The 25,922-nt window shown below is 70.0% G+C and carries 28 protein-coding genes and 1 tRNA gene; 11 read left to right on the plus strand and 18 right to left on the minus strand.

Annotation, left to right across the window (positions count from 1 at the left end):
• Positions 1–566: 566 nt before the first annotated feature.
• Complete coding sequence (locus EV384_RS04385) at positions 567–1,100, plus strand: hypothetical protein (RefSeq protein ID WP_207232234.1); 534 nt, start codon at positions 567–569, stop codon at positions 1,098–1,100.
• Positions 1,101–1,326: 226 nt separating this feature from the next.
• Here EV384_RS04385 and EV384_RS04390 read toward each other — a convergent pair whose 3' ends face one another.
• The 4 genes from EV384_RS04390 to dcd form a co-directional block, all read right to left on the minus strand.
• Positions 1,327–1,824, minus strand: coding sequence for an HAD domain-containing protein (locus EV384_RS04390; protein ID WP_130330356.1), 498 nt, complete (start codon positions 1,822–1,824; stop codon positions 1,327–1,329).
• Between the two features lie 129 nt (positions 1,825–1,953).
• Complete coding sequence (locus tag EV384_RS04395; protein WP_130330358.1) at positions 1,954–2,736, minus strand: hypothetical protein; 783 nt, start codon at positions 2,734–2,736, stop codon at positions 1,954–1,956.
• 146 nt (positions 2,737–2,882) lie between these two features.
• Complete coding sequence (locus tag EV384_RS34665; RefSeq protein WP_165439873.1) at positions 2,883–3,278, minus strand: hypothetical protein; 396 nt, start codon at positions 3,276–3,278, stop codon at positions 2,883–2,885.
• Between the two features lie 125 nt (positions 3,279–3,403).
• Positions 3,404–3,988, minus strand: a complete 585-nt coding sequence (dcd, locus tag EV384_RS04410) for a dCTP deaminase (RefSeq protein WP_130330362.1) — start codon at positions 3,986–3,988, stop codon at positions 3,404–3,406.
• A gap of 78 nt (positions 3,989–4,066) precedes the next feature.
• Here dcd and EV384_RS04415 point away from each other — a divergent pair, with 78 nt between their 5' ends.
• Positions 4,067–4,627 (plus strand): pyridoxamine 5'-phosphate oxidase family protein, encoded by a 561-nt coding sequence (locus tag EV384_RS04415; RefSeq protein WP_130330364.1) that lies wholly within the window; start codon positions 4,067–4,069, stop codon positions 4,625–4,627.
• Between the two features lie 69 nt (positions 4,628–4,696).
• On the opposite strand, the gene EV384_RS04420 is transcribed toward EV384_RS04415, so the two are convergent.
• On the minus strand, positions 4,697–5,680 hold the full coding sequence (locus tag EV384_RS04420; protein ID WP_130330366.1) for a zinc metalloprotease: 984 nt from the start codon (positions 5,678–5,680) through the stop codon (positions 4,697–4,699).
• A 255-nt stretch (positions 5,681–5,935) separates the two neighbouring features.
• Between EV384_RS04420 and EV384_RS04425 the strand changes: the two genes are divergently transcribed.
• Positions 5,936–6,009 (plus strand) — tRNA-Gly (locus EV384_RS04425).
• Positions 6,010–6,063: 54 nt separating this feature from the next.
• Here the strand turns inward: EV384_RS04425 and EV384_RS04430 are convergent.
• From EV384_RS04430 to EV384_RS35785, 6 genes are all read right to left on the minus strand, one after another.
• Positions 6,064–7,206, minus strand: a complete 1,143-nt coding sequence (locus EV384_RS04430; protein ID WP_130330368.1) for a tyrosine-type recombinase/integrase — start codon at positions 7,204–7,206, stop codon at positions 6,064–6,066.
• Positions 7,199–7,408, minus strand: a complete 210-nt coding sequence (locus tag EV384_RS04435; RefSeq protein ID WP_130330370.1) for an excisionase family DNA-binding protein — start codon at positions 7,406–7,408, stop codon at positions 7,199–7,201. Before EV384_RS04435 ends, EV384_RS04430 begins: the two co-directional genes overlap by 8 nt.
• Before the next feature lie 64 nt (positions 7,409–7,472).
• Positions 7,473–9,035, minus strand: coding sequence for a replication initiator (locus tag EV384_RS04440; protein ID WP_130330372.1), 1,563 nt, complete (start codon positions 9,033–9,035; stop codon positions 7,473–7,475).
• A complete protein-coding gene (locus EV384_RS04445) occupies positions 9,025–9,318 on the minus strand; it encodes a hypothetical protein (RefSeq protein WP_130330374.1) in 294 nt (97 codons plus the stop codon). The genes EV384_RS04440 and EV384_RS04445 overlap by 11 nt, the downstream gene beginning before the upstream one ends.
• Complete coding sequence (locus EV384_RS04450) at positions 9,318–10,136, minus strand: hypothetical protein (protein WP_242623937.1); 819 nt, start codon at positions 10,134–10,136, stop codon at positions 9,318–9,320. Before EV384_RS04450 ends, EV384_RS04445 begins: the two co-directional genes overlap by 1 nt.
• A gap of 38 nt (positions 10,137–10,174) precedes the next feature.
• A complete protein-coding gene (locus tag EV384_RS35785) occupies positions 10,175–10,618 on the minus strand; it encodes a hypothetical protein (protein WP_242623938.1) in 444 nt (147 codons plus the stop codon).
• Positions 10,619–10,831: 213 nt separating this feature from the next.
• On the opposite strand from EV384_RS35785, the gene EV384_RS04460 reads away from it, so the two are divergent.
• The 4 genes from EV384_RS04460 to EV384_RS04475 all read left to right on the plus strand — a co-directional run bounded on the left by EV384_RS04460 (position 10,832) and on the right by EV384_RS04475 (position 15,587).
• The gene (locus EV384_RS04460) at positions 10,832–11,674 is read left to right on the plus strand and encodes a sigma-70 RNA polymerase sigma factor region 4 domain-containing protein (protein WP_242623939.1); all 843 of its coding nucleotides are present in this window, start codon (positions 10,832–10,834) and stop codon (positions 11,672–11,674) included.
• Positions 11,674–12,480, plus strand: coding sequence for a protein phosphatase 2C domain-containing protein (locus EV384_RS04465; protein WP_130330380.1), 807 nt, complete (start codon positions 11,674–11,676; stop codon positions 12,478–12,480). Before EV384_RS04460 ends, EV384_RS04465 begins: the two co-directional genes overlap by 1 nt.
• A gap of 701 nt (positions 12,481–13,181) precedes the next feature.
• On the plus strand, positions 13,182–15,014 hold the full coding sequence (locus tag EV384_RS04470) for a glycoside hydrolase family 15 protein (RefSeq protein WP_130330382.1): 1,833 nt from the start codon (positions 13,182–13,184) through the stop codon (positions 15,012–15,014).
• 303 nt (positions 15,015–15,317) lie between these two features.
• Positions 15,318–15,587: an e9imm peptide gene (locus EV384_RS04475; protein ID WP_242623940.1), complete on the plus strand. Its 270-nt coding sequence runs from the start codon at positions 15,318–15,320 to the stop codon at positions 15,585–15,587.
• Positions 15,588–15,589: 2 nt separating this feature from the next.
• Here EV384_RS04475 and EV384_RS04480 read toward each other — a convergent pair whose 3' ends face one another.
• From EV384_RS04480 to EV384_RS04495, 4 genes are all read right to left on the minus strand, one after another.
• Positions 15,590–16,741 carry a tyrosine-type recombinase/integrase gene (locus EV384_RS04480; protein WP_479724766.1) on the minus strand — a complete coding sequence of 384 codons (1,152 nt, stop codon included), beginning with the start codon at positions 16,739–16,741 and terminating at the stop codon, positions 15,590–15,592.
• 373 nt (positions 16,742–17,114) lie between these two features.
• Positions 17,115–17,879, minus strand: a complete 765-nt coding sequence (locus EV384_RS04485) for a P-loop nucleotide/nucleoside kinase family protein (protein ID WP_130330386.1) — start codon at positions 17,877–17,879, stop codon at positions 17,115–17,117.
• Between the two features lie 30 nt (positions 17,880–17,909).
• Positions 17,910–18,182, minus strand: a complete 273-nt coding sequence (locus EV384_RS04490) for a site-specific integrase (protein WP_130330388.1) — start codon at positions 18,180–18,182, stop codon at positions 17,910–17,912.
• Between the two features lie 204 nt (positions 18,183–18,386).
• Positions 18,387–20,024 (minus strand): FG-GAP-like repeat-containing protein, encoded by a 1,638-nt coding sequence (locus tag EV384_RS04495; protein WP_242623941.1) that lies wholly within the window; start codon positions 20,022–20,024, stop codon positions 18,387–18,389.
• A 362-nt stretch (positions 20,025–20,386) separates the two neighbouring features.
• Here EV384_RS04495 and EV384_RS04500 point away from each other — a divergent pair, with 362 nt between their 5' ends.
• The 3 genes from EV384_RS04500 to EV384_RS04510 all read left to right on the plus strand — a co-directional run bounded on the left by EV384_RS04500 (position 20,387) and on the right by EV384_RS04510 (position 23,104).
• Positions 20,387–20,947, plus strand: coding sequence for an NUDIX hydrolase (locus EV384_RS04500; RefSeq protein ID WP_242623942.1), 561 nt, complete (start codon positions 20,387–20,389; stop codon positions 20,945–20,947).
• Between the two features lie 145 nt (positions 20,948–21,092).
• Positions 21,093–22,163: a MerR family transcriptional regulator gene (locus EV384_RS04505; protein ID WP_130330392.1), complete on the plus strand. Its 1,071-nt coding sequence runs from the start codon at positions 21,093–21,095 to the stop codon at positions 22,161–22,163.
• 59 nt (positions 22,164–22,222) lie between these two features.
• Positions 22,223–23,104, plus strand: a complete 882-nt coding sequence (locus EV384_RS04510; RefSeq protein ID WP_130330394.1) for an LLM class flavin-dependent oxidoreductase — start codon at positions 22,223–22,225, stop codon at positions 23,102–23,104.
• Between the two features lie 12 nt (positions 23,105–23,116).
• On the opposite strand, the gene EV384_RS04515 is transcribed toward EV384_RS04510, so the two are convergent.
• Positions 23,117–23,548 (minus strand): ASCH domain-containing protein, encoded by a 432-nt coding sequence (locus tag EV384_RS04515; RefSeq protein WP_130330396.1) that lies wholly within the window; start codon positions 23,546–23,548, stop codon positions 23,117–23,119.
• A 109-nt stretch (positions 23,549–23,657) separates the two neighbouring features.
• Here EV384_RS04515 and EV384_RS04520 point away from each other — a divergent pair, with 109 nt between their 5' ends.
• Positions 23,658–24,173: an alpha/beta hydrolase gene (locus tag EV384_RS04520; RefSeq protein WP_130330398.1), complete on the plus strand. Its 516-nt coding sequence runs from the start codon at positions 23,658–23,660 to the stop codon at positions 24,171–24,173.
• On the opposite strand, the gene EV384_RS04525 is transcribed toward EV384_RS04520, so the two are convergent.
• The gene (locus EV384_RS04525) at positions 24,166–25,185 is read right to left on the minus strand and encodes a questin oxidase family protein (protein ID WP_130330400.1); all 1,020 of its coding nucleotides are present in this window, start codon (positions 25,183–25,185) and stop codon (positions 24,166–24,168) included. The genes EV384_RS04520 and EV384_RS04525 overlap by 8 nt on opposite strands.
• 76 nt (positions 25,186–25,261) lie before the next feature.
• Positions 25,262–25,879: a phosphoribosyltransferase family protein gene (locus tag EV384_RS04530; RefSeq protein ID WP_130330402.1), complete on the minus strand. Its 618-nt coding sequence runs from the start codon at positions 25,877–25,879 to the stop codon at positions 25,262–25,264.
• Between the last annotated feature and the right edge of the window lie 43 nt (positions 25,880–25,922).

Genomic DNA, 25,922 nt, shown 5'->3' on the forward strand with positions numbered 1-25,922 from the left:
CGGCCGCCGAGGTCATGGTCCTGGTGAACATGAGGTGGTGGCCGAACACCCGCGGACATATCGGGTTGGGGCACCGCCCCGATGTGCCGTTGGAGGACAGGGCGAACGTTGCCTGACGCGGCAGGAGACGCTCCAACCACGCTCGCGGTCGTTGTCATGTTCGCGTGGGTCGCCTACCGCATGGTGCGGCCGAGAACTCGCATCAATCGAATACGCAGTCCTACCGGTCCCGTAGATGGCCCGGCCGGTCCTCTGATCCGTAGCCTCGGCGGCGTCGTGTCCGCTGTCACCTCATGGAATCGGCAGGCCCCAGCTCACCGGCCGACCCGGCCGATGCCGGCCGGAGGTCGCCAGCAGGCCGAGGCCGGACCGGTGCGGCCCGCTTGCGGGCCGCCTTGATCTGATGGAGCGGAATTCGGCAACGCGCGGACAGCGCGGCGTGTCCCGTCACGGGACATGCTTGACAGTGGCGTCCCACCAGATGCTAGACATGATCGAGAAACTCGCTTGCAGGACCTCCGCTTGTCGGCGGCATGGTTCCAGAGCGGCCGAGGAGGTTGTCGAGCGTGGCAGAGCCGAATCAGCTCGATGTGGCCCGCCGTCGCTTTCCTGTGGGTGACCACGTCACGGGTCAAGTCATCCGCATACCGAGGCCTGGCGCCATCGGGCTGCTTGTGGACCTGGGCCAAGAGCCGGAGGGCTTCGTTGACGTCCTGGCCTTGCCGCACGATCCGGTCGACTGGCCTTCGCTGGGCACAGTGATGAGGTTCGAGGTTCTCCAGCACAGGCCAGGTCAGGTCGGGCTACTGCCTCTCGACGCGTCGTTCCGCTCAGGGACCTACCTGCCCACCAGCCTGAGCCACGACGAGTGGCTGTCCATCAAAATGCGCTTCCCGGTCGGCTCCGCGATCACCGGGACCGTCACTCACGTTTTCACCTCCAACAGGGAGTACGTGGTGCGGTTCGAAGACTGCTCGTCGGCCCTGGAATGGAGCCGCGGGGCCCCAACGGTTGGCGCCACCGGCAGGTACACGATTGCCCGGCATCTAGATCACACTCGACGGGTCATGCTTACGCCGGCCGACTCAACCCCCCATTGATCTAGACCGGCCGGTCAAATATGTGGTGGGACGGATCCGTCAAACATGTGGTGGGACCCGACAGCGGACAGCACGGCGTGTCCTCCGTCGACTGATGCGCGACATTCGTCCGCCAGCTGATCTGCGACACCTCGGCGCGCTGATCGCGGCTGAGCGGAAGCGCGGGCTGCACGTTGCGGTCGTGGCGGGGGTGCGCACCGGACGGTCACCATTCGGTTGGGTCAGCTCAGGCGAGCCATTCGTTGATGGTGGTGAAGTCCGTGGCGGTGAGGCCGTGGCGGGGGTCGACACGGTGCAGCAGCGCAGCTACCGGATGGTGGGCCGACACCCACGCACGGTCGGCTTCCGTGATCTCGTCATCGATCCAGACGAAGCAGCGACCGGCCGCCCGTTCGACGAGGTCACGGGTCTTCCAGTGCAGCCCGCTGTCATGCTGATCGGCCCTGTCGGACCACGTTACGAGCGGAAGCTGCGGCAGTCCGAGCAGCGGCCCGATCACCTCGTTCGCCTCGGCCATCCAACTCGTGGCCCACACCAGGTCACACCGTAGCGCCAGCAGCCGCGGTCCGTCGTCCGGGTCGAGCCGGGTGAGCAGCGGATTGGCGAACTCGATCGGACCCACCGCCATCTCTCGGTGTGGACGGCCAGCCGGGCGAGATCCGAACGGAATCAGCGGCCCATCGACATCAAGGAAGAGCAACGGACGCTCGACGGCACCCGGCATGGTCGAACCCTATCGACCGGCCTCTGCTGTCGACGCGCACGTAGCGGCACGACGGTGCCCGCGCACAGCGGCAGATCAGAATGCCCGACGCACTTGATCACCCGCGCCTGCGGTCTGGCCGGCGCGCGTTCAGCTGCTGTTTGCTGCGGCGTAGAGCACGTACCACAGCGCCGCACTCAGGGCACCGCTTGAGATGGCTGCGGTAAGCAGCATCGGCCATGCGCGCCAGAGGCGGTGCGCCGTGGCCAGCCAGGCCAGGACGACGATCGGAAGCACGATCTTGACGAGTTCCCCGACCACAACGCCTCGGAAGAACTCTGCTTGGTACGGGTCGGCCACGGTCAACAGCTGCCAGGGCGGTGCCTGCATCACGGCCTGCCAGCCCTCGCCGGAGAGAAGGCCGCATATCGCACCCGCGGCCAGCGTCGAGGTCGACGCTTTGCCGACTCGCACGATATGGCCGAGCAGTCCGAGCATCGGTCCCGCGACGAGGGACCCGGTCAGCCACAGCGCCGTCATGATGGCAACCGAGCGCAGCCCCAGCAGGTCGGCCGACGTGCCGTCCTCCAGGGTGCCCCCACTCCAGCGGCGACTGACCATCAGCACAAGCAGGTAATAGAGCAGCGTGGCCAGCACCAACAGCGAGGTGGCACCGCCAACCGCTCTTTTCGCCGTGGCAGCCGAACGGCCGGCCAGGAAGGCTGCCATGCCCCAAGCGAAGCCGCTGCTGGTCAGCGCGATCAGGACCTGCCCCACAACGCCCGCGACGGAGTCGGCCGCGAACGCGAGCAGGCCAAGCGCAACAGCGGCAGTTGCGACCACCGCGGCATGGGTACGACGGGATCCCTCAACAGCAACGTCGGTCACGCCCACATCCTCGGAAGGGGCGCCGAACATTCCAAGATCCAGCATTGCCGCGGTTCCTTCCGGCACCGAAGGGAAAGCATCCTCATCTCGGCTATGACAGGCCGTTTCGTCGGCGGCCAACCGGCCGCCCCTAGGTCGCTGGACCTGTCGCACATCTGTTGGCGGGCATGTGCCGCGGATCTCTTGTCGGATCACAGCGACAGCGCGGCGGACAGCGCGACGTGCTGTCCCGGCAGATGCTTGAGATCGGAGTCCCAGTACCTGCCTGACGCGATCACGTGGTCTGTTCTCGGGCGCGTGCTTTCCGCCGGTGTTTGCGGATGTTTTCGCAGCGTCTTCAGCGCCTTCTTGGCGGTACTGACGTGCCCGCCGGTTCGCACCGTGGCGTGGTCCTCGGCGGCGAGGTGCGTCAGCAGCTTCTCGGCTCGTTCGTCGCCGGTAGCGCCGAGTGCTCGTGCTGCCCAGAAGCGCCGGAGACGGTCCGGCTTTTCATCTCCACTTCGATGCAGACGGCGGTTAACCGCAAATGAGGCGGTGTCGGAGTATCTCGGCCACCACGATCCTGGATTCACGCTGCGTACGTACACGCATCTCATGCCGGAGAGCGAGGCGCGTACGAGGCGGGCGGTGGACGCGATCCTCGGCCGTGGCCTGATCGATGCTCACGGCCTGGGGACGGCCTGAGATGCGAGTGGATCTATTGCACAGCAGGTCAGCGCCTACTTGTCGGCCAGGTGCGCCAGTTCTGCCACGATCGGCTCGGCGTCGGGCCGCGCTGCCCCTGGTAGCGGGAGCCGTAGACCGCCGACCCGTACGGGTGCTCGGCCGGCGAGGAGAGCCGGAAGATGCAGAGCTGCCCGATCTTCATCCCCGGCCAGAGGGTGATCGGCAGGTTCGCCACGTTGGAGAGCTCCAGCGTGACGTGACCGGAGAAGCCCGGGTCGATGAAACCGGCGGTGGAGTGGGTGAGCAGCCCGAGCCGGCCCAGTGAGCTCTTCCCTTCGAGGCGCCCCGCGAGCTGGTCGCCGAGCGAGATCACCTCGAGCGTCGAGGCGAGCACGAACTCGCCCGGGTGCAGCACGAACGGCTCGCCCTCCGGCACCTCCACCATCGAGGTCAGGTCGTCCTGCTGGACCGACGGGTCGATGTGCGTGTAGAGGTGGTTGTTGAAGACCCGGAAGAGCTTGTCCAGGCGTACGTCGATGCTGGACGGTTGCACCAGCGTGGGCTCGAACGGCTCCAGCGCGAGCGTGCCCGTCTTGATCTCGGAGACCAGGTCGCGGTCGGAGAGCAGCATCGGAACACCATAGCGACCAGTACGGTCGACCTGCGTGTCGGACTGCGCGTTCGTACGTGTGTTCGATAGAATGTCGGCATGGCTTCCTGGTCCGAATTCGCCGCCGACGAGCCGCGCCTCGCCGACGAGATCCGCCTTCTCATGCAGCAGTACGGGCCGGGCTTCGGCTATCTCGCCACGGTCCGCGCCGACGGCGGCCCCCGGGTCCACCCGGTCTCGCCGGTCATCACCGACGAGGGGCTCTTCTGCTTCGTCATCGACTCGCCGAAACGGCGCGACCTCGAACGCGACGGCCGCTACGCGCTGCACTCGTTCCCGCCCGAGGAGAGCGACGACGAGGCGTACGTGGCGGGCCGCGCCCGCCCGGTCACCGACCAGGCCCGGGTGGCCCGGGTCGCCGAGATCGGTCGGGCCGCGCCGCAGGTCGACTGGCGGCTCTTCGAGTTCACCGTCGACGTGGCGATGCTGACCCGGCGCGACCAGGGTGGCGCGGCCGGTCCGGTCGAGGGTTCCGCCGGTCCGGCGGTGCAGGTCTGGCTCGATCCGCGGGCGAGCCCTCCGGCGCGTCGGGTCGGCGCCGCCGCTGCCGAGGGGCGGCGCGGCCGGCACGGCTTCGACACCCGCCGCTCGGCCGCCTGAGGCCCTCGCAAACGCCGGTGCCGACCCCGTCCGAGGACGGAGCCGGCACCGAGTCGTCGTACGGCTGCGTTACGCGGCGCGGTAGGCGTTCCACGCGGTCAGCATGCGGCTCGCCTGACCAGGGGTGAACTGGTACATGCACGAGTCGTAGGTGTAGTCCATGAAGTTGGTGATCGGGTCCAGGCCGGCCGTGGTGCAGGTGTCCCGCCCGGTCGGGCACTGGAACGCCGGCGACGACTCCGCCGGGGTGTCGCTGACGCTGTCACCGGAGCCGGAGCAGCCGCCCTGGAAGGTGTGGTAGAGGTTCAGCCAGTGGCCGACCTCGTGGGTACCGGTGTCGCCCTGGTTGTAGTTGGTGGCGGTGCCGCCCGGCAGGGACTCGCTCAGCGCGACCACGCCGTCCATGCTGTCCAGCTTGCGCTTCGGGAAGGTCGCCCAGCCCAGCAGGTTGTCGCTGAGCTCGCCCAGGTAGATGTTGAGCGTGTTCTTGCCGCCCTCGCGCAGCGAGGTCTTCATCTGCCGCTCCGCGGAGGAGCCCTGCACGATCGGGTACCACGCGGCGTTGGTCACGTGGTGGACCTTCTGCAGCTGGAAGCCGAAGGCCGTGGGCGCGCCGCCGGTGGCGCCGCCGTAGGCCTCGTTGAGCACGTCGATCTGGGCGGTGACCATCGAGTCCGGAATGTTGCCGCCGGCCCGGGTGGTGTCGCGCTGGATGACGTGTACGACAACGGGGACGGTGACCGTGGCCAGGGTGGTCGCACCGGCGCCGGCGCGGAAGTTCGCCCGCTCGCGCAGCGCGGCGGCGAGGTCGGCCTCGCGGTCACGGACCTGCTTGGCGGTCAGCTCGTTCGGGTCCAGCTTGGCCGAGCCGCCCTTCTTCACCCGGGCGTCCGAGTGGACGTCGGTCGGCTCGGCGCAGGACGCGCCGGGGGCGGCCGAGAGGGCGGAAGCAGCGGGAACGACGCCCACGGCAGCGGTGCTGAGCAGCAGCGCGAGGGTCGTCGACGCGACACCGGCGGCACGCCGGGTCAGCAGGTTGGGACGCAGTCCCATGGGCCCACCTCTTTCTGGCGGCACGACAGGGGGTATGTCGCACCGTGGCTGAGAACGTGCGGGTGACGTTACAACCGATCGACGGATTTGAGAACGGCCATATGTTGCCGCACGGAAACTTTTTGCTGCATCCGAGCACGCCGGTGATTTCAAGATCGTGTCAGGCCGGTTTCGCCGGGGCCGGGGGTCGGGACGGGCGCGCCGGGGGTACCTGGATGTACGGGCGCGGTGACCTCAGGTACAGTGGTGCCGCCTGCGGGTGTAGTTCAATGGCAGAACATCAGCTTCCCAAGCTGACAGTGCGGGTTCGATTCCCGTCACCCGCTCCACGATCGAGGCCCTGGCCAGGACGACAGTCCCAGCCAGGGCCTCATTCATTCAGATCACTTCTTCGGCTTGCCGTGCCCGCTACGTGCCCGATCGCGGCCCTTCTTGATCTGCTCGCTGAGGCCGTCGGCGATGTGCTGGTCACGCTCCTTAGCGGTGTGCTGGTAGATCAACGCTGCCCGGGTCGAGGCGTGACCCATCCGGGCCATCAGGTCGGCGAGGCTTGCCCCGGTCCGCGAAGCGAGGGTGTTCCCGGTGTGCCGCAGGTCGTGGAAGTGGAAGCCGGGCAAGCCGACCGCCGCCACGGACACGCGCCAGTTGCAGGTGCGCTGGAAGTTGGAGCGGCGCAGGACAGCGCCGGTCGCGCCGGTAAAGACGAGCGCGCCCTGGTCCTCATCAACGAAGTCGGCCAAGTGCGTACGCACGTCGCGGCGGATCGCCGCAGGGATGGTGACGGTCCGCACGCCGGCATCGGTCTTGGGCGGACCGAAAGTCAGGGTGCCGTCCTGGCGCTCGACCAGAGTCGCGCGGACCGTCAGGGTCCGACAGCGCGGGTCGAAGTCGCGGCGACGAAGGGCGGCCAGCTCTCCGTAGCGGAGGCTGGCGAAGGCAGCCAGCAGGATGAGGACGCGCAGACGTCGGGGCACGATGTCGGCGAGCTGGAAGACCTGGGCGACTGTGGCAGTCGGTCGCTCCGTGGGCCGTTCGATGCCCGCACCCTGAATACGGCAGGGGTTACGCCGGATCAGCTCATCATCAACAGCGGTGTTCAGCACGGCACGAAGAAGGCGGTACGCCTTGGCCGTCATGGTGGCGCTCACCCCGTCAGCGAGGAGATCAGCGCGCCAGGCCCGGATGGCACCGGGCGTCAGGTCAGTGAGGAAGTAGTCGTCGAGTCCAGGCGCGATGTGCTTCCGGTGCAGCCAGCGGTAGAGGTCGAGGGTCCGGGGCCGCAGGCCCGGCCGGTGATCGATCCACTCGGTGAGGTAGTCGCCGAGAGCGACACGGCCGAGATCAGGGTTACGCCAGGTTCCCCGGTTCAAATCCGTCTCGACACCAGAGAGCCACCGGTCGGCGTCGGTCTTGCTGGCGAAGGTGTGCGGTGCCGGTCGATCGACGCCGTCCGGGCCGAGATAGCGAGCTTGGAAGCGGCCCGAAGGCAGCTTTCGGACGCGGCCGAAGCGGCGCTTGCTAGCCATAGACGTGCTCTCCCTTCCGGTAGCGCAGGACAGGCCGGATGGCGTCAATGCGGCCTTGACGGATGTAGTCGGTGAGGTCGTCGGGGTGGAACCGGACGTACTTGCCGACCTTGTAGAAGCGGATGCGGCGCTCAGCGACAATGCGGCGCACGAAGCGGACTCCGGTGCCGAGGCGCTGTGCGGCTTGCTCGACGGTGAGCATGTCGACGTCGCGGGGTTCGTTCAGCGCGGTACTCCTCTCGTGATGACGGGCGGGTCGTGCGGGGTCAGGCAGCAGCGGTCATCTCCTCTCGTGCGATCTCGTGTCGCTCCCGGGCCATGGCGGCGGCGGTGTTGGCCAGGAGGGCGTCTCCGGTGGTGCGCCAGCCGGAGCCGGCGTAGGTCAGCAGGCCGACGATGAGGGTGGTGTCGTCGCCGTCGGGTTGGTCGGCGTATTCGTGGCCGGTTTCGGTGCGTCGCCAGAGGATCCTGGCGTCGCGGAGGATGCGGAAGGTGGTGGAGTAGCGGCGGCTCTTGGTGAGGAAGTGGCCGCCGAAGCCGAGCATGTGCGCCCACCGTCGGAGCTGTTGCCAGTCGCGGTGTGCGCCGAGGGTCCAGCAGGCGTCAACAAGCCTCTCGGGGTGGGTGCCGTGCTCGTTGGCGTACAGGTCGATGACCTCGCCGTCGAGGCGGCGCGAGACGTGCCCGGTGGCTTCGGTGCTCTTGGTGGCGTACTTGGCGAGGTAGCCGGCGACCTTCCCGTCGGTGATCTCCCCGTCCGCGCTGATCGGCCGCACGTCGACCTGTTCACCCCAGGTGATGCGCCAGCCGGCCGGGTTGGTTGGGTGGGGGCGGGTGGTGAAGGCGACGGCGGCGGCGGCGTGTTCGACGGCGGCGACCAGGTCGTCAACGCCGATTCCGGCCGGTGGCGGCACGATGGCCTCGGGGTCGGTGGGGTGGACGCCGTCGAGGCGGATGACGGCGTGGTAGTGCACGACGGCGCGGCGTTGCATCTCGGCGACCTTGCCGAACGACGGTTTGACCGGCGGCACCCGGCGAGTCTTCCCGCTCGCGGTGAGTTGGGCGACCCATGGCAGGCCGAGCGCGCGGGCGCGGGCGTTCAGATGGCGGGTGACGGCGATCGTGGTGCGGCGCCACAACTCAGGGGCGGAGTGGTTCCACACGACCTGTGCCTGGTAGTCGTAGCAGTCCAGGCACAGCGGCTGACCGAGCCGGGGATCGCCGTCTTCGTGGCGTGCCCAGCAGACCGACGGTTGGCCGTGCTCACACGGGGCGGCGGTGGGGTCGCTGGCGCGGCGGGGGTGGCACGGTTCGGGCCGGCAGTCGCAGCGGCGGCGGTTGCCGCAGGTGTGGCGCTTCACGACCCGGGTGTGCACCGTGCCGAACGACGGCGCGGTGAAGGTGACGAACACGGCCGGGTGCCGGGCGACGGTGGAGGGGATGCCTTTGCCGCCGGCGAGGCCGGCGCGCAGCAGCTGGTAGGCGTCGCGTTGGTAGGTGTGGGCGCAGGAGGGGCAGACGGCGTGGCGGCGGTTGCCGCAGGGCTTGTAGATCTCTCCGTCCGGCATGTCCTCGGTCCGAGTCGCGGCCAGGAGTTGGCCGGTGCCCCGGTCGATGGTCGCGACCTCGCCCGAGAGGCGGATGGGGTGGGAGCAGCCCGCGGCTGCCTTCACGTGCTCCAGCCAGCCGAAGTAGTCCGGGGTGGTGGCCCGGGTGAAGGCGGACTCGTCACGGCCGACGAAGCCGGTCGAGGCGGCGGGGTGGGGCCGGTGCCCCGGACCAGACGGGTGAGCCTGGCCCGGGACAACGGTCGTGAGGTCAGCGGCCACGGGTGCGGACCGCCTTGGTGGGTAGGTGGGTGATGGGGCCAGTGCCGAACGGGTTCGGGTGTTCGAAGATCCGGCCGAGCAAGGACGCCACGTGCGCGGGCAGGTCGGCCCGGTGGTGTTCCCACAGGTAGATGTCGCGGATGAGCTGGTAGGTCTTCGGCAGCTCGATCCCGTCCCGTTGGGCGAGGATCTTCATGCGGCCGATGAGCTGGACGGGTTCCCAGCCTCGGGCCAGCCGGGGTTGACGCCAGCGGTAGACGGTGGGTGCGGGGGTGGTGGTCATCAGGCCACCGCCCGCAAGGTCGTGGAGGCCGCCGGGATGGCGGTTTCGGTGATGGTGTCGAGGCTGGTCAGGTAGAGCCGGGACAGCGGCCCGTTGGGCAGGGCGCGTAGGTGGATGATCGGGGCGAAGGCGGCGGGGCAGCCGTCGATGCCGGTGCGCACGATCAGGTCGTCGTCGACCCACAGGATCGTGGTGGCCAGATTGCCCGGGTAGCGGGCGACGTTGACGCCGTGGTCGGTCAGGGGCAGGTAGGTGGCCTCGGCCGCGAGGGCGCGGGCCGTGTCGATGGGGTTGGTGGCCGTGTGCGGGTCCGTGATGATGATCCGGACTTGGATGCGTCGGGCGGTTTTGTCGGCCAGGAGGCGTGGCAGGTTGGGGATGAGGTCGGGCAGACCGAAGTCGCCCATGATGGTGATTCGCCGTTGCGCTTCGGTGAGCAGGCGGGGCCACAGGTCGTGGGGGACGGCGGCGCGGCCGGGCCAGCAGGCGGTCAGCTCATCGCTGCCGGAGATCTTGCTGGTGCGGTTGCCGTGGATGGATGGCCACAGGTAGGTGACGTCGACGTCGAGCAGCCGCGCGGCCAGGTAGGCGGTACGCGGGTGCGGGTGGCGGTTGGCGTTGCCGATCCACCGTTCCACGGTCTTCGGATCGACGCCGAGCTTGCCGGCGAAGTCAGCCGGTGACTCGTTGAGCGAGAGCAGAGTCTCGCGGAGCCGTTCGTTGCAGGGACTGGTGACGGTGCGGATGGTGGTGGGCCGAAGGTCAGCGGGAGACAGGTGCGAGCAAGCACCAGCAGGCGCGTCGACAGACGCCCTCACAGGGGTCGACGCCACCGGCCGACGGATCGAGGTGGCCGTCATCGGGCCACCGCCACGGGCAACTCAGTGTCGACCTGGGTGAGGCCGCCCCAGCAGGAGCAGGGGAGCGAGGAGGCCGGGTCGGCTCCGGCTCCGTGGCACTGGTTGCAGACCGCCCATGCGGTCTGCGCGAACTCGGCGATACATGCCGGGGACTGGCAGGCCTGGTGGCCGCACATGACGCAGTAACCGGCGAAGTTGCAACGTGGCGGCAGGTAGGAGCCGCGCGGTGCGCGCACGGTGGTGGGGGTGGAGTTCGTGCCGAGCACGGACAGGCAGGCCAGCAGAGCGGTGTGATCGAGCACCGCAGGCAGGTTCAGCGCCTCACCCGGGGCCAGCGCGTCCCGAAGCGTCGCCAGAGCAGACAGCAGGCGAGCATCGGACAGCGCCGAGGAGTGGCCCGAGGCGCAGTGAGCAGGGTGAACGGTACGCTGGACAGGCATCGTCGTTCCTTTCGCAGAGGGCCGATGCACTGGGCCTCGACGGGCCGCAATCCCGTCGGGGCCTCCTCTTTGCGCTCCCCATATCCCTTGTAAAGGGGGATTGCGCATCGATGTATGACCGAGGGTAGGCAAGGGCTATTGCGCGGGTCAAGCCCTGTAGTGCGATAAGCTTCCATGTGTCGCTTGAGCGAGGCGGCAAGCAGGAGGAGACCCGTGGAAATCAGCCCGCACGGCCTGGCCGACATCCAGGACCCAGGCGAGAGAGCGCGCAAGGCTAGCGACCTGATCGATGAGCATCAGGCGGCCGTCAACGAGCTGTCGCGGCTGCGCCGCGAAGCGCTGGACGAGATGGTGTCGCAGGGCATGACGCACGCGCAGATTGCCCAGGTCGTCGGCATGACCCGCGCGCGGGTGGGCCAGCTCCTGTCATCCGGACCCCGCCCCGAGCGTGCGATGCTCGGCACCGGGCCGCTGACCGTTGCCGTAGGTGGGAAGTTCGAGGCGGGCAAGAAGGACCCGTACGCGGTCGTCTCGGCCGAGATGCTGGCCGCGTACGAGAAGCTTTCCAACCTCGCACGTGGGCTTGGTTTGAAGACGGAGTACGAGGTGGTGCCCCCGCCGGGCATGGTCGACCTGAACCGCACCAATCTGGTTGTGGTCGGCAGCCCTCGGATCCTGCCCTTCGTCGGGCAGGTGCTCGCCTCTGACCCGAAGCTCGGTTTCGGCAAGGACGACGGCGGCCTGTATCTGGTTAACCACCAGACCGGCGAGGAGTTCCACTCTCCGTCGGACAGCGGCGAGCCGGTCGACTACGGGTACATCGGCCGGCTACCCCGGCCCGACGGGCGTGGCACCTTCCTGTACCTGGCGGGCATCCACGCCATGGGCACTCTCGGCGTCACGCAGTACCTGGAAGACCACCTAGACGAGCTGTACCGCGAGGTGAAGAACCGCCGGTTCTCGCTGCTGGTGAGGTGCACGTACGACCCGGCGAAGCGGGCCGTGACGAAGGTCGACGCGTTGACGCCGATCTACCGCAGCGAGGGTGTGGCCTGATGCGCGTCGCCACCGCGTCGGAGGCCGGCAACCCGAAGTCGCCCAACGAGGACTGGGCAATGGCTAGCGAGAACCTGATCGTGGTTCTCGACGGTGCCACCGCCCGCACCGGCACCGGCTGTGTCCATGGCATCGCCTGGTACGCCGCCAAGCTCGGCTCGGCCCTCGCCGGCCTGGCCGCCGACCGCGACTCCGCGCTGTCCAACGCGCTGATGTACGCCATCCGGTTCACCGCCGATCAGCATCGAGACACCTGCGACCTCAGCCACCCCGGCACTCCCTCGGCGGCGACGGCGATCCTGCGGCTCAAGGACACCGCTTTGGAGTACCTGGTGCTCGGTGATGTCACGGTGCTCATCGACACCGTCGATGGCATCCAGGTCATCACCGACGACCGGGTGGACAAGACCGCCCGCGCGGAACGCGAGGAAGCCGACCGGTACCCGTTCGGGTCGGCCGAGAAGCAGGCCGCGTTGCTGCGGATGAAGCACGCCGAGCTTGCTGCCCGCAACCAGCCCGGCGGGTACTGGGTGGCAGCCGCGGACCCGTTCGCCGCACAGCACGCCATCACCGGGGAGGTGCCGCTCGACAGCGTCCGGCGAGTCGCCGTGCTGACCGACGGAGCCGCGCGACTCGTGGCCCTGTTCGGTCTGCTCGACTGGCCCGACGTGCTCGACGTCCTGGAGCAGAACGGCCCGACCGAGCTGATCAGCCGGGTGCGCGCCATTGAGGCCGCCGACCCGTCCTGCATGAAGTGGGCACGCAACAAACGCAGCGACGACGCCACCGCCGTCTACGCAGCCTGAGCAGCCAATACGCGAGCAGAGCCGCCGGCTGCCGGCCGAGGTGGTGAGAACTTTCTGTACGTCTTCAAGGCGGCCCTGAACGGGCCGCGCGCGCCGCCGCCAGGGCGCGCGTCCGTCGCTCCGCTGGCGCTCCGACTCCGGCCACGCAACACGCCCGGCGGCTGGCGCGGACAGCGGGAAGCCCACGGGGCCGCCGAAGAACGACAGCAGCCTTGACCGGCGATGTGGTGGGCCGGCAGCCGGCCGGGCCGCGCGGCCGGGACCCACGCGGGGTAGCGGATCGCACGCCGGCCACGTCGGCGAGCTGACACCGCGCGGGGTTGCGGCTACTGCGCCTCCGGCGGGGGCGCTCCGGCTCCGGGATGGCGAAGATCGTCGGCAGCCGCCGGGTCCGTGGGTGGTTGCGGTAGGCCATCCCGCCTGCCATCGACCCGGGCGAGCCGAGCAGACCACCGCCCGACCCGCCAGCGCCCGTTCGAGCCGTCAAGGTCCGCTTGACGGTGGCGGGCCGGGCGGTGGCCCGCTCCCCAGGAGGGCGGGTCGACGGCAGCCGGGATGGCGGACAGTCGGGTGGCGTATCTCAGGGACCTGCCGATGAAAGTGCGTACATGTGTGCCACCAGGTGGTGGTGCTTTCGTGCGTTACGAGCCGTAATACGGGTAGGTAGTGGCGCGGTCGATGAGGTGAGATGGGAGGGCTGGGTGGACTCGTACCCTGCGGTGGAGGCCCACGGCTTGATCGGTGATCTGCAGACCGCGGCGCTGGTGGCGATGGACGGGACGCTGGACTGGTTCTGCGCCCCACGCTTCGATTCGCCGAGCGTGTTCGGTGGGCTGCTCGATCGACACAGCGGCGGCTACTTCAAGGTCTCGCCCGATGGCGTCGACTACACGAGTAAGCAGTTGTACCTGCCCGGCACGCCGATCCTGATCACCCGCTTCCTCAGCGCGGACGGCGTAGGTGAGCTGGTGGATTTCATGCCCGTCGCGGGGGATCAGCCTACCGACCGCCACCGCCTGGTGCGGATGCTGCGGATGGTCCGAGGCACGATGCGGTTCCGGATCGACTGCCAACCCCGCTTCAACTACGGGCGGGATCCGCACGAGATCGAGACCTACCCCGAGGGGCACGTTTTCCGCAGCCCTGCGCTCTCCCTTGCCGCGAGCCTCGTTCAATACCCCGAAACCCGGCCGCTCGAGCACGGAGTCCTGAGTAAGGAGGGCGGCATGTGGACCATCACCACGCTGCGCGAGGGCGAGGCCGGGGCTGTGGTCCTGGAAACAGGAGTGTCGCCTGACCGGCCACGCACTTACACCCCCTGCGCGGTGCAGGAGCTGCTGGAGCAGACCCGTGACTTCTGGCGGCGTTGGCTGGCCCGCTCCCGCTACACCGGCCGGTGGCGGGAAATGGTCCATCGGTCCGCGATCACGCTCAAACTCATGACGTACGCGCCGACCGGCGCGCTGGTCGCCGCCCCCACCGCCGGGCTGCCGGAGCAGATCGGCGGGGAACGCAACTGGGACTACCGCTACACCTGGATCCGCGACTCGTCAATCTCCATACACGCCCTGCTCGCCCTGGGCTTCACCGACGAAGCGCGGCAGTACATGCACTGGCTGGACGACCGGGTCCGGGAGGCCAGGGAACGGGCGGTGCCGCTCCAGATCATGTACCGCGTCGACGGCTCACCCGATCTCAGCGAGGAGGTGCTCGACCACTTCGAGGGGTACCGCGGATCAGCACCCGTGCGCATTGGCAACGGCGCCGCGAACCAGCTGCAACTCGACATCTACGGCGAGGTACTCAACTCCCTCCACGTCGCCGACTGTCACGGTCTGCAGGTCCCTCACGAGGGGTGGGTGAACACGGTAGGGCAGATGGACTGGCTGTGCGACAACTGGGACCAGCCCGAGGACGGGATCTGGGAAACGCGCGGTGGCCGGCAGGACTTCACCTACGGGCGCCTGATGTCCTGGGCAGCCCTGGACCGCGCGGTCCGCCTCGCTGATCGACGCGGACGACCAGCCGACACGAGCCGGTGGGTGGGTACCCGGAACCAGATCTACGACCAGATCATGTCGCGTGGCTTCCACCCCGGACGCCGTGCCTTCGTGCAGCACTACGCGACCGACGTCCTGGACGCGTCGCTGCTTGTGATGCCCTGGCTCGGATTCGTGTCGCCCGACGACCCGATGTGGCAGTCGACGCTGCGGGCCATGGACACAGAACTGGTCGCCGACAGCCTGGTCTACCGGTACGACCCGGCCGCGTCACCTGACGGCCTGCCCGGCCAGGAGAGCACCTTCACCATGTGCAGCTTCTGGTACGTCCGGGCCCTCGCGCAGTCCGGACGGCTCGAAGACGCCAGGCTGACCTTCGAGAAGATGCTCACCTACAGCAGCCCCCTCGGCCTCTACTCAGAGGAAATCGCCCCCACCGGCGAGCAGACCGGCAACTTCCCGCAGGCGTTCAGCCACCTCTCCCTGATTGGCGCGGCCGTGGAACTCGACCGCCTACTCGACGCCCGCCCCTGAGCCCGACTCTAGGCTTGCTGACAAGCTCGTGCCCGACCCGTGCCCGATGCAGGGGTCAACAGGGGTACGACTCGACACGGCACAGGGCCGTCAATTGACGGTGCGTAGCCGCTGGCCGGGTCAGGTAGTCACCGGGGGTGTAGATCAACCCGATTCCCAAGCTGACAGTGCGGGTTCGATTCCCGTCACCCGCTCCATCGAGAAGGCCCTGGCCAGGACGCAAGTCCCAGCCAGGGCCTTCGACGTTTCCCAGGCTGCGGCTGTTGCCCGTGCCATTGGCGTGCCATTAGCGTGCGGTCGGAGGTGAGCGACCTGGCAGCGAAACTGACCCGAGACGAGGCGATTGCCCTCGTGGAGCGGATCATGAGCGGCGACTACGCGGACGACGCTGAGGCGGACGGGTGGCTGGACCAACTTGAGCGAGACCTCGTCTGCCCGGACGGCAGTGTCTCCGGCCTGATCTTCTGGACTGACCCCGAGTTGACGGCTGCTGAGGTGGTTGACCGAGCCTTGGCCTATCAGCCGATCCAGATGCGGTCCACGCCATGGACGCAGCCGCCGCCGAGCACATAGCCTCACCCTTCCCCACGCTCCTTCTCCCTTTGCCGGCCCTGTCCTTGGGCCTGCCATTGCCGGCTGACTTTCTTCGCCTTCTTCCGGTCCGCGCGTACCGCCTCGTGCAGCGCCTGGGCGATGGCCCGATCCGCCTCAGCGGTGGCGTGCTGGTAGATCAGCGCGGCCTGGGATGAGTCGTGCCCCATCCGGGCCATCAGGTCGCGGGTGCTCGCTCCGGTCCGCACGGCGAGGGTGTTCCCGGTGTGCCGCAGGTCGTGGAAGTGCAAATGCGGTTGCCCGATCCGCGCGACGGCCGCCTTCCAGTCGATCAGCTTGTTGAGGTTGCCGCGCCAGATCGGCCGCCCGCTCTCGGTGGTGAACACGAACGCGTCCGGCCTGTCGTCGACCTCTGCCGGCAGGTGCTCGCAGACGACCTCGACCACGGCCGGCGGCAGGCTGACCCTGCGCTGGCTGGCCCGGGACTTCGGTGGACTGAGGACCAGGCCGACGCCGCGCTGTTCGGTGTACGCCTGCCGGACCCGGATTGTGCCGGCTGCGGTGTCGAAATCCTGTCGTTGGAGGGCGGCGACCTCACCCCAACGCAGGCAGCCGAACGTGGTGACCAGGACCAGGGCGCGGTACCGGGACGGCACGATGCCGGCCAGCTTGAAGACCTGGGCGAGGGTCAGCACCGGACGCTCGGCCGGCTTCTCCTGGTCGGCGCCCGGTATCTCGCACGGGTTCCGAGTCAGGATCTCGTCTTCCTTGACCGCCGTCATCAGTACCGCACGCAGTAGCCGGTACGCCTTGGCGGCCATGGTCTCCGCGACGCCGTTGCCGAGCAGTTTTGCCCGCCAGTCGCGGACCATTGGCGTGTCCAGCCGGCCCAGCTCCACCCCGCCGAGGTACGGCACGATGTGTATGTCCAGGAGCCAGCCGTACAGGTGAACCGTCCGGGGCCGCAGGTTCGGCCGCTGATCGATCCACAACCGCGCATAGTCCCCAAGCGTCACCTTGGCTCGGTCAGGATCGACCCACTCCCGCCGCGCCATCTGCGCCTCTACCAGCGTGAGGTATCGATCCGCGTCGGACTTGCGCCCGAACGTCTCCGGGGCGTTGCGCATGCGGCCGTCCGGCCCTGGGTAGCGCGCTTGGTAACGCCCGGACGGCAGCTTGCGGACGTTGCCGAACCGGGTGCCCTTCCTTGTTCGCCATTACGCCACCTGCCGCAGCTCGCGCCACACACCCGACCTCCGGCCGGCATCGGCCGGGCCGGCCGGCCACGCTTGGGACGACTAAAGCCCTTGAAGACCTCGGGGCTCTGCCCCGGACCCCGGCCCTCCTCAGAGATCGGCCGGGGCGGTCACCTCATCGGGCACCACGAGGGCTACCAGCCTCCCCGGACGGGGCCAAGGTCGTACGTCCGGTGGGGCGCTCCACCTTGTCCCCGTCCGGGGAGGCTGGACGGTCTACGACTGCCCGATGAGGAGATCCGCTAAGCGGCGGACAACGCTGGACGACTGTCTGCGCACCATGATGGTTCGCTCAGCTCAAACGGAGCGATTCCACCGACTGGCCAGGACGCCAGTTACCTGCGGGCTCTGGTCGATGGTTCGTTGCTGGCTCGATCGGTAACGAGCCGCCTCCCGTTCTTGACGGCCCAAGCAGGGCGACGACTGCTGCCACGATCGTCTCGATGGCCGGAGCTTCATCGTCTGAGGTGTCGATCTCAACGACGGCGTCGACGCCCTCCGGCGGTTCGAAGATCGACCGTTTCATTTTACCCCGCTGGAACAGGGATAGGAGCTGCTGGTCGATGGCCCCGCCTTCGGCCGCCCGAGCGCCAAGTCGCCGGCCGATGACCGCCTCCTGGGCGACGACGTGAACAGCCAGCACTCGGGTGTCACACGCAAGCAGCACGCCTAGCAGCTCGCGGGACAACACCGAGGACTCCACGACGAAGCTCACCCCTGAGGCCGCGAGCAGCCGGATTGCGTCGACCATCACGGCCTCAGCCCGGCGGCTGACGGGACCACCGGCAACGTGGAAGTCCCGGTCGAGCCGGACCCGCCCGTCCTCGGCGACGGAGGCGGAGGACAGCCCAAGACCTGTCTTGATCTCATCGCGCGTCAGGAACGGGATACCGAAGCGGCCAGCCGTTGCAGAGGCAATGGTGGTCTTCCCGGCCCCCGGACACCCGCATACAGCAATCACCACCGGCCGTTCCCTCACCAACATCCGCCGATCCTGGCAGACCCGCAGACGCGCTGTCGACGTGCCGAGCGTGAGCACCAGGGCGTGACGGGCCATCCATGGGCCAGTAGCGGCGGCCGGCAGCGGTCATGAGCGGGCACCAGGGGCAAGTAGCGGTTCCCGTGTGCTCGCCCCGGTGCGCGCCGCGATCGTGTTACCGGTGTGCCGCAGATCGTGGAAGTGCAGACCCGGCACGCCGAGCTTGCCGATCGCCCCCGACCAGCCGATGACCTTGTTGAGGTTGCCGCGCCAGATTGGCCGCCCGTTCGGACTGCCGAAGACGAGCGCCGCGGGGTTGTCGTCGACGAAGGCCGCCAGGTGATCCCGCAGCACCGGCAGGATCGCCGCCGGCACCGACACGCACGCAGGCCAGCACGCGACTTCGGCGGACCGAGGATCAACCCGCCGTCCAGTCTCAGGGTGTCCACATCTCAGGGGGAAGCCCAGAGGTCGTCAACGCCGACGCTTGACAACCGCCATTGAGACTCCCGGCACCCCGACGAATGAGACCACAACCGGGACCGCCCGTGGCAATGGTTGCTCTCCTCCCGGTCCTGGAGCAGCTCAGAAGTAAAGCCTGCCGCCGCTCTGCGGCCCAGCGATTCGCATGCCATAACTCTGGGGCCAGATGCGGTCGGTGCGCAGGGACAGACCGCTCCACGAGGTGGACTGCGGTACGAGCCCGCCGGTGGAGCCGTCGAAACGAGCCATGAGCCCCGACCCGTTTCCGGCGAGGTCGCCGGCTACCTCTTCCCCGGTCGCGGCCACGACGGCGTCCAGCCCGCCGGTGCCGTTGAGGTTGAGCAGCGCGACGGAAGCGCCGAAGTAGTCTCCGGTCTCCCGCGCGCTGGGGACGACCGGGTGGTTCTGGTCGAACTCCTGGGCACCGCTCCCGGTCAGACCGGCGGCGGAGCCCTTGAGCAGGGTGATGACGCCCGCCTGAGTTGCCGAGACGATAGTCTCGCCGGGCGCACCGACCAGCACATCCGCCTTGCCGTCGCCGGTCACGTCGCCGACCGCGAGCGTCCCACCGAACCGGTCGTCTGCCTCGGGCTCTCCCGGTACGCCCGCCGTGCGCTGGGTGATGACCCGTACGGCGCTGCTGGACAGGCCACCGGAGCGGCCCGTGAAGACCGCGATGAGACCAGCGTTGATGGCCGTGGTCTGGGCTAAGGGCGCCCCGGCGATCACCTCGCCCAGTCCGTCGCCGTTCACGTCGCCGACGGCGAGAGCCTCACCCAGGTACCACGCGACGGTGTCCGGGTGGCCCGTCGCCCCGTGCACCGCGGCGCCGGTGACCCCGGTGGCGCCGGTGGACTGGACACCACCCGCCGAGCCCCACATCAGGGTGACCATGCCGCTGCCGTTCCAGGCCTGGCCGTCGTCTTCATTTTGAGTGCCGATGACCAGGTCGGCGTACCGGTCGTTGTTGACCTTCCCGATCGCGAGGGTCCAGCCGAAGTGGTCGTTGCGCTCCGCCGTGCCGGGCACCGCGGCTTGGTCCTGGTGGAAGTACTGGGCGCCGGTGCCCGTCAAGCCACCCGATCCGCCGAAGAGGACGGTGACCACGCCGGCCTCCACCTTGGTCCCGAACGACTCCTTGAACGCGCCGATCGCGAGGTCATCGCGGCCGTCTCCGTTGATGTCGCCAGCCGCGAGCGCCGCCCCGAACGAGTCGAAGTTCTCCGGGTCGCCGGGCACGCCCGGCGAGCGCTGGTTGAAGTGACGCACCGAGTCGACCAGCAGGCCCGTGCGGCTGCCCGGGATGACCCAGACGCTGCCGGCGTGGGCCCGGTTGCTCGGATCGACCTCGTCCGAGTCACCAATCGCCAGATCGTCGTAACCGTCGCCGTTGAAGTCCCCCGCCACCAGCGCGATGCCGAAGCAGAGACAGCCGCCGTCCGACGAGAAGGCACCCATGAAGTAGTCGACCTGCGGCGCCGACGAGTAACGGACGGCGACCACACCGGTCGGGCTGTACGGCAGCACGTACTGGAAGGGATCGGCGGTGGCCGCCACGTCGTCGATGCCGTCGCCATCGAAGTCGGAGCGGGTGGCGCCGGTCCCCTTCACCGGGGTGCTCGTCTTCGCCACCCGGTGGTACTGCAGGACGACGCCGTCCCGGATGACGGTCCGAACGTCGTCCGCCGCCTCCGCGGGGGCACTGAATGCCAGTCCGGCCAACACAGCCAGAACCGACACGCTCGCAATTTTCCGACGCACTGGAACCCCCGCTCGCTGTGGACGCCTCGACACTAAAGGAGGTGATCAATAGCCATAGCCAGGTGGATGGGCATATTCAACGACGACTGGGTATCGCCGCCGACCAAACGGTCGATGCGGCCGGGATGGTAATTCCATCCTCATCTGCCCACGCACGGCCGTGAGAGGCGCATCTCCGGGCCCCCCACCAGCGGCCGGTGGAACAGCGCCCGGTGGCGCCCTCGCGCTCGAGTCGGGACAGCGGCGCTGGGAAGGGGTGCCTGTCCTACCAGCCATCTGCGATCGTCTTCTAATCGCAAGGCCAGTGCGGGCTGTCGTACCCGGCTGACAGCATTCGGGGCATGCGGGTGGAGGCGGAGATCCGGGAGCTGGTCGAGGCGCTGACGCCGGTGGACGAGTTGGCGGCGCGGCACCGGGCGGAGTGCCTGGCCTGGCTGGCCGGGACCGACGACATCTTCCGCCGGGAGAAGCCCCGCACCCCCTCGCCGCACCTGGTGGCGTATTTCCTGCTCCACGACGAGGCGGACGGCAGCGTGCTGCTGGTCGACCACCGCAAGGCCGGGTTGTGGCTGCCCAGCGGAGGTCACGTCGAGCCGGGTGAGCATCCGGCCGAGACCGTGCGCCGGGAGGTGGTGGAGGAGTTGGGTGTGCCGGCCGTCTTCGCACCGCGCTTCGGCGAGCGTCCGGCCTTCCTCACCGTGACCGACACCGTCGGCGCGCCGGAGGAGCGGCACACCGACGTCAGCCTCTGGTTCGTGTTGAGCGGCAGCCGGGATCAGAAGCTGATCCCCGACCCGGGTGAGTTCCGCGGCGTCCGCTGGTGGACGCCGCAGGAGGTCGCCGCCGACCGGTCGAGGTGCGAACCCCACCTCGGCCGGATGCTGGCCGGCCTGGCCGCCTGATCCGACCCGCGCCGCCGACCTCAGCCGGCGGCGACCGCCAGTCCGAGCGTGATCGGTCCCCGGTCGCGACCTTGACCTTGACCTTGGGGCAAGCCACAGCCTGGTCCGTGCCGGTCATCCGGACCGGTACGAGGAGGATGCCGACGTGGAGTTGCTGACCATCGGGGCGTTCGCCCGGGCAGCGCGGCTGACGCCGAAGGCCCTGCGTCTCTACGACGAACTCGGGCTGCTGCCGCCGGCGGCCGTCGACCCGCATTCCGGGTACCGGCTGTACGAGCCGGGTCAGCTCGACCGAGCCCGGCTGATAGCCGCGCTGCGCCGGGCCGGGATGCCGCTGGCGGACGTCCGCGCCGTCTGCGGTCTCGACCGGGCCGCGGCCGCGAAGGCGATCGACGCCTACTGGCGACGGGTCAGCGCCGACACCGCCGCCCGCGCCCGCGTCGTCACCGACCTCGTCGAACAGCTCTCCGGAGGGAGCAGCACCATGTCCGACACCAGACCCGCCCTCGGTTTCCGCCACGCCGTCCGCTGCGAGGCCGGCGCCGTCCGGGACAGCAACGAGGACACCGCGTACGCGAGCGGGAACCTGCTGGCCGTGGCGGACGGCCTGCGCGGTCCGGGCGGCGCCGCCGCCAGCGCCGCCGCCGTCGACGCGCTGAGGCCGCTGGAACTCGCCGACGCGCCGGCCGCCGACCTGCTCGCCACGCTGGCCGGGGCGGTCCAGTCGGCCGAGCGCACGGTACGCGACGCGGCGACGGAGGAGCACCAGCCGGTCACCACCCTGACCGCGCTGCTCCGGCGCGGATCGCAACTCGCACTGGTGCACGTCGGGGACACCCGGGCGTACCTGCTGCGCGCGGGCGAGCTGTTCCGGCTGACCCAGGACCACACGTACGTGCAGTCGCTGGTCGACCAGGGTCGACTCGCGCCCGACCAGGTCGCCGCGTACCCGCAGCGTGCCCTGCTGGTGCGGGCCCTCGGCGCCGGTGGCAACCAGGTCGAGGCGGATCTGGCGCTGCGGACCGCCCTGGCCGGGGACCGCTACCTGCTCTGCTCCGACGGAATCTCCGCCGTCGTCGGGCAGGAGGCGCTGCACCGCGCGCTCGCCGGGGCCGACGACCCGGAGAGCGCAGTGGGGCGCCTGGTCGACCTCGCGTACGCCGAGGGCGCGCCGGACAACATCGCCTGCGTGGTCGCCGACGTCGTGGCGGACTGATCCCGTCCTGGCCGGCCGGACCCGCTCGGGCCGGGCGGCCACGCCGTAGTCTGGCGATCATGCGGATTGGCATCGTGATCCTCCCGGACCAGCGCTGGTCGGAATCGCAGCGCCGCTGGCGCCAGGCCGACGAGTGGGGCTTCGACCACGCCTGGACGTACGACCACCTGGGCTGGCGGGACCTGGTCGACGGGCCGTGGTTCGACTCGATGACCACGCTGACCGCCGCCGCGACGGTGACCTCGCGGATCCGGCTCGGCACGCTGGTCGCATCGCCCAACTTCCGGCACCCGGCGGCCTTCGCCCGGCAGGTGACCGCGTTGGACGACGTCTCGGACGGCCGGCTGCTGCTCGGTATCGGCGCCGGCGGGATCGGCTTCGACGCCACCGTGCTGGGCGGCGACACGCTGCCGCCGCGGCAGCGGGTGGACCGGTTCGCCGAGTTCATCGAGCTGCTGGACCTGATCCTGCGGGAGGACGGGACGACCTGGCGCGGCGAGTGGTTCGCCGCCGTGGACGCCCGGAACAACCCGGGCTGCGTGCAGCAACCCCGGGTGCCGTTCGTGCTCGCCGCGAACGGGCCGCGTTCGATGCGGCTGGTCGCCCGCTTCGGTCAGGGCTGGGTGACCACCGGCACGGGCGGTGACGATCTGGAGAGCTGGTGGTCCTCGGTCGCGGAGGTCTCGGCCCGGATGGACGAGACGCTGGAGAAGGCGGGCCGCGACCCGGCCACCCTCGACCGTCACCTGTCGCTCGACGCGGCCCCGGTCTTCTCGCTGAGCAGCGCGGACTTCTTCGCCGAGCAGGTCGGCCGGGCCGCCCGGCTGGGCTTCACCGACGTCGCCACGCACTGGCCCCGGGCCAGCAGCTGGTACGCCGGCGACGAGCAGGTCCTGGTCGACGTCGCCACCCGGCTCCTGCCGGAGCTGCGTCGCGCCTGAGGACGGGCCCGCTCAGGTGCTCAGGTCGCCGGTGCTGATGCCGCCGTCGCCGCCCGAGACCAGCCGGAAGCGGATGCAGACGATCTGCGTGTCGTCGGTGACCGGGGTGCCCTGCCGCGCCCAGTAGGCGCCGTGGCCATCCCGCCACTCCTCGATGGAGCGGTCACCCTCCCCTTCGGAGCGGGCGAAGTCCCAGGGCACGTCGACGAAGCGGACCACCTCGACGCCGGTGACCTCGACGACCCCGATCAGTGCGTCGTGGTCGTCGACGAGGGCCAGCCGCTCGCCGACCTGCTCCAGCTCCTCGTTCTCCTGGGCGTACTCGCTGATCAGGCCGGCGGTGGCGGTCTTCACGCCGGCCAGCACCAGGGTGTTGAGCGTGGCGCGCAGCTCGCCGGGCGTACCGAGGGCGAGCGAGCGCAGTCCACCGATGCGGGGCCACATCCTGCCGAGGCTAGTGGCTGGGTGATCTCCCGTCGCGCCCTTTCGCGTCCCCCACCCGCGGCCCCGTCGGCGCTAGCGTGAGGGCGGTCTGGACCACGAGGAGGCGACCATGGCGGACCGGCGCGCGGTGCTCATCCCGGGCCGGGGCTACGACACCCGGGCCCCGCTCTTTGTCCACGTCGGCGTGGCGTTGCGCCGGCTCGGCTTCGACACCCACGAGGTCACCTGGCAGGTGCCCCGGGACCTGGGCGGCGACCGGGCCGCGCCGTGGGTGGCCGAGCAGGTGACGCCCGCCCTCGGGGAGCCGACCGACCTGCTGGTCGGCAAGTCGCTCGGCACCTTCGCCGCCCCGCTCGCCGCGGACCGGGGGCTGCGGGCGGTCTGGCTCACCCCGCTGCTCAACCGGGCCGACGTGACCGCCGCGCTGAGCCGGGCGAGCGAGCCGTTCCTGCTGGTCGGCGGCACGGCGGATCAGCTCTGGGACGGCGAGGTGGCCCGCCGGCTCACCCCGCACGTGCTGGAGATCCCCGGTGCCGACCATTCGATGCTGGTGCCCGGCCCGCAGGCCCGCTCCGCCGAGGTGCTGGGCCGGGTCTGCACCGCCGTCGAGGACTTCGTCAGATGAGCTGTCCGGCGTAGCCGGCCGCCGCGAGCACCCGGTCGTCGCCGGTCGCCGCGTGCGCGTCGAGCACCGCGTCGGCCAGCTTCACCACGTGCGCGTCGCCGTGCCGGGCCGCCCGGGCGAAGACCTCCGCCGGGCCGCCGGGCGCGACCGCTGGCGGCGGGACCGCCGCCGGCGCGGCGTACACCGAGGTCACGGCCGCGGTGGCCGACCAGGCCGCGGCGACGCTCGGCGCCCACAGCTCCGGGTCCAGGGCCGGCAGGGTACGCAGCACCGCGGTCGGCGCGGTCACCGCGTGCACCAGCATCACCGGGTTGCCGTGCCCGAACCGGAGGTAGTCCAGGCCCGCCCGGTGCACCAGGTCGGTGAGGGTCCGCTCGGCCTCCGCCGGGGTGGTCGGCGGGCGGAGCGCCGTCACCACGCCGGGCCACTGCGGTAGGTCGGGCAGCCGGCCCAGCCGCTCCCGGATGCCGCCGGTCTGCTCGGCGATCCGGGGCACCCCGGCCAGCGCGGCCGGCACGTCCGACCGGCCGGTGAGCGGTCCGGCCCCGGGCACCGGCTGCCACCGGGTGGCCCAGTAGCCGAGCGCCTGGCCCAGTTCGGCCAGCCGGTCCGGTCCGGCGCCGTCGTTGAGCAGCACCCGGACGGCGTGCCCGACCCGGATCACCCCGTGGGTGGCGCCGGCGGCGATGCCCGGCAGCAACCGGGGCCACCAGGTGCCGAGCACCTCCCGCCAGGGGCGGTCGCGCAGCTCACGGTCGAAGTGGGTGAGCCAGTCGCCGGCCCGCTTCGGGTCGCCGAGCGCCGTCCGCCAGTCGTCGACCGGGCGCAGCCCGCGGGGCAGCTCGTCGAGGCGGCGCAGGTAGTCGTCCAGCCAGCGGTGCACCCGCGTCCCGTGCCCGTGCCGGACCAGTGCCTCGACCGCCATCGGGCCGTGGTTGGAGAGCCAGCCCTCGAACTCCGGGCCGGTCCGGTGCAGCCGCTGGTACGCCTCGTCCAGGATGCCGTGGTCCATGCCGACGATCCTCGAACCTGAAGCGCGCTTGAAGTCAAGATCGATCCGCACCTCGGGTCGGGCGGGCGTGATCCGCTCAGGCGAGGAGGCGGGCGGCGTCGACCAGGGCGCGCACGCCCAGCTCGGTGGCGACCTCCGGCGGGCAGTCGGCGACCACGGCGGCGGTGCCGACCACCTCGGCGCCGCGGGCCGCGCAGAGGTCGTGCAGGGCGCGCAGTTGGGCGCCGGTGGCCACCCAGTCGTCCACCAGCAGCACCCGGTCGCCTGGGCCGAGGTGGCGGTCCCGGACGCCGAGGGTGACCCGCCGGCCCCGGAAGTCCGGTGGGCTCTCCGCCCAGCTGACCGCCCCGGCCGGGACCCGCCCGTCACCCACCTTGAACGCCGGCACGAAGCCCACCCCGAGCGCGGTCGCGGCGAGCGGTCCCAGCAGCAGTCCCGTCACCGCCGGGGCGAGCACCACGGTCGGGCTGGTCGGCCGGAAGGGCGCCACCAGGGCCGGACCGAGGGCGAGCAGCACCTCCGGGTCCCGCCACCAGCCGGAGACATCACTGACCAGGTGGTCGCTCCCCGGGCCGGGGTCGACCCAGCGGAAGAGCTCGATCAGGCGTTCACTCAGCACCGTCCCATCCTCGGACACCGACGCCAGACGATGCCGGACAGGCCGTGGCCAGCCACCATTCCTCCGATCGGCCATCGCGAGCGAGCCGACCGGCTACACGTACCAGGGTAAATATGGA

Origin of the sequence: Micromonospora kangleipakensis, assembly GCF_004217615.1 — a bacterium.
GTDB lineage: Bacteria > Actinomycetota > Actinomycetes > Mycobacteriales > Micromonosporaceae > Micromonospora > Micromonospora kangleipakensis.

Excerpts from the sequence above, each read along its gene's own strand:
- EV384_RS04390 (WP_130330356.1), bottom strand. The coding sequence starts at position 1,824 with ATGCCGGGTGCCGTCGAGCGTCCGTTGCTCTTCCTTGATGTCGATGGG.
- EV384_RS04395 (WP_130330358.1), bottom strand. The coding sequence starts at position 2,736 with ATGCTGGATCTTGGAATGTTCGGCGCCCCTTCCGAGGATGTGGGCGTG.
- dcd (WP_130330362.1), bottom strand. The coding sequence starts at position 3,988 with ATGCTGCTCTCCGACCGCGACCTGGTCTCCGAGATCAAGACGGGCACG.
- EV384_RS04415 (WP_130330364.1), top strand. The coding sequence starts at position 4,067 with ATGGCTTCCTGGTCCGAATTCGCCGCCGACGAGCCGCGCCTCGCCGAC.
- EV384_RS04420 (WP_130330366.1), bottom strand. The coding sequence starts at position 5,680 with ATGGGACTGCGTCCCAACCTGCTGACCCGGCGTGCCGCCGGTGTCGCG.
- EV384_RS04430 (WP_130330368.1), bottom strand. The coding sequence starts at position 7,206 with ATGGCTAGCAAGCGCCGCTTCGGCCGCGTCCGAAAGCTGCCTTCGGGC.
- EV384_RS04435 (WP_130330370.1), bottom strand. The coding sequence starts at position 7,408 with ATGCTCACCGTCGAGCAAGCCGCACAGCGCCTCGGCACCGGAGTCCGC.
- EV384_RS04445 (WP_130330374.1), bottom strand. The coding sequence starts at position 9,318 with ATGACCACCACCCCCGCACCCACCGTCTACCGCTGGCGTCAACCCCGG.
- EV384_RS35785 (WP_242623938.1), bottom strand. The coding sequence starts at position 10,618 with ATGCCTGTCCAGCGTACCGTTCACCCTGCTCACTGCGCCTCGGGCCAC.
- EV384_RS04465 (WP_130330380.1), top strand. The coding sequence starts at position 11,674 with ATGCGCGTCGCCACCGCGTCGGAGGCCGGCAACCCGAAGTCGCCCAAC.
- EV384_RS04485 (WP_130330386.1), bottom strand. The coding sequence starts at position 17,879 with ATGGCCCGTCACGCCCTGGTGCTCACGCTCGGCACGTCGACAGCGCGT.
- EV384_RS04500 (WP_242623942.1), top strand. The coding sequence starts at position 20,387 with ATGCGGGTGGAGGCGGAGATCCGGGAGCTGGTCGAGGCGCTGACGCCG.
- EV384_RS04510 (WP_130330394.1), top strand. The coding sequence starts at position 22,223 with ATGCGGATTGGCATCGTGATCCTCCCGGACCAGCGCTGGTCGGAATCG.
- EV384_RS04515 (WP_130330396.1), bottom strand. The coding sequence starts at position 23,548 with ATGTGGCCCCGCATCGGTGGACTGCGCTCGCTCGCCCTCGGTACGCCC.
- EV384_RS04520 (WP_130330398.1), top strand. The coding sequence starts at position 23,658 with ATGGCGGACCGGCGCGCGGTGCTCATCCCGGGCCGGGGCTACGACACC.
- EV384_RS04525 (WP_130330400.1), bottom strand. The coding sequence starts at position 25,185 with ATGGACCACGGCATCCTGGACGAGGCGTACCAGCGGCTGCACCGGACC.
- EV384_RS04530 (WP_130330402.1), bottom strand. The coding sequence starts at position 25,879 with ATGGCCGATCGGAGGAATGGTGGCTGGCCACGGCCTGTCCGGCATCGT.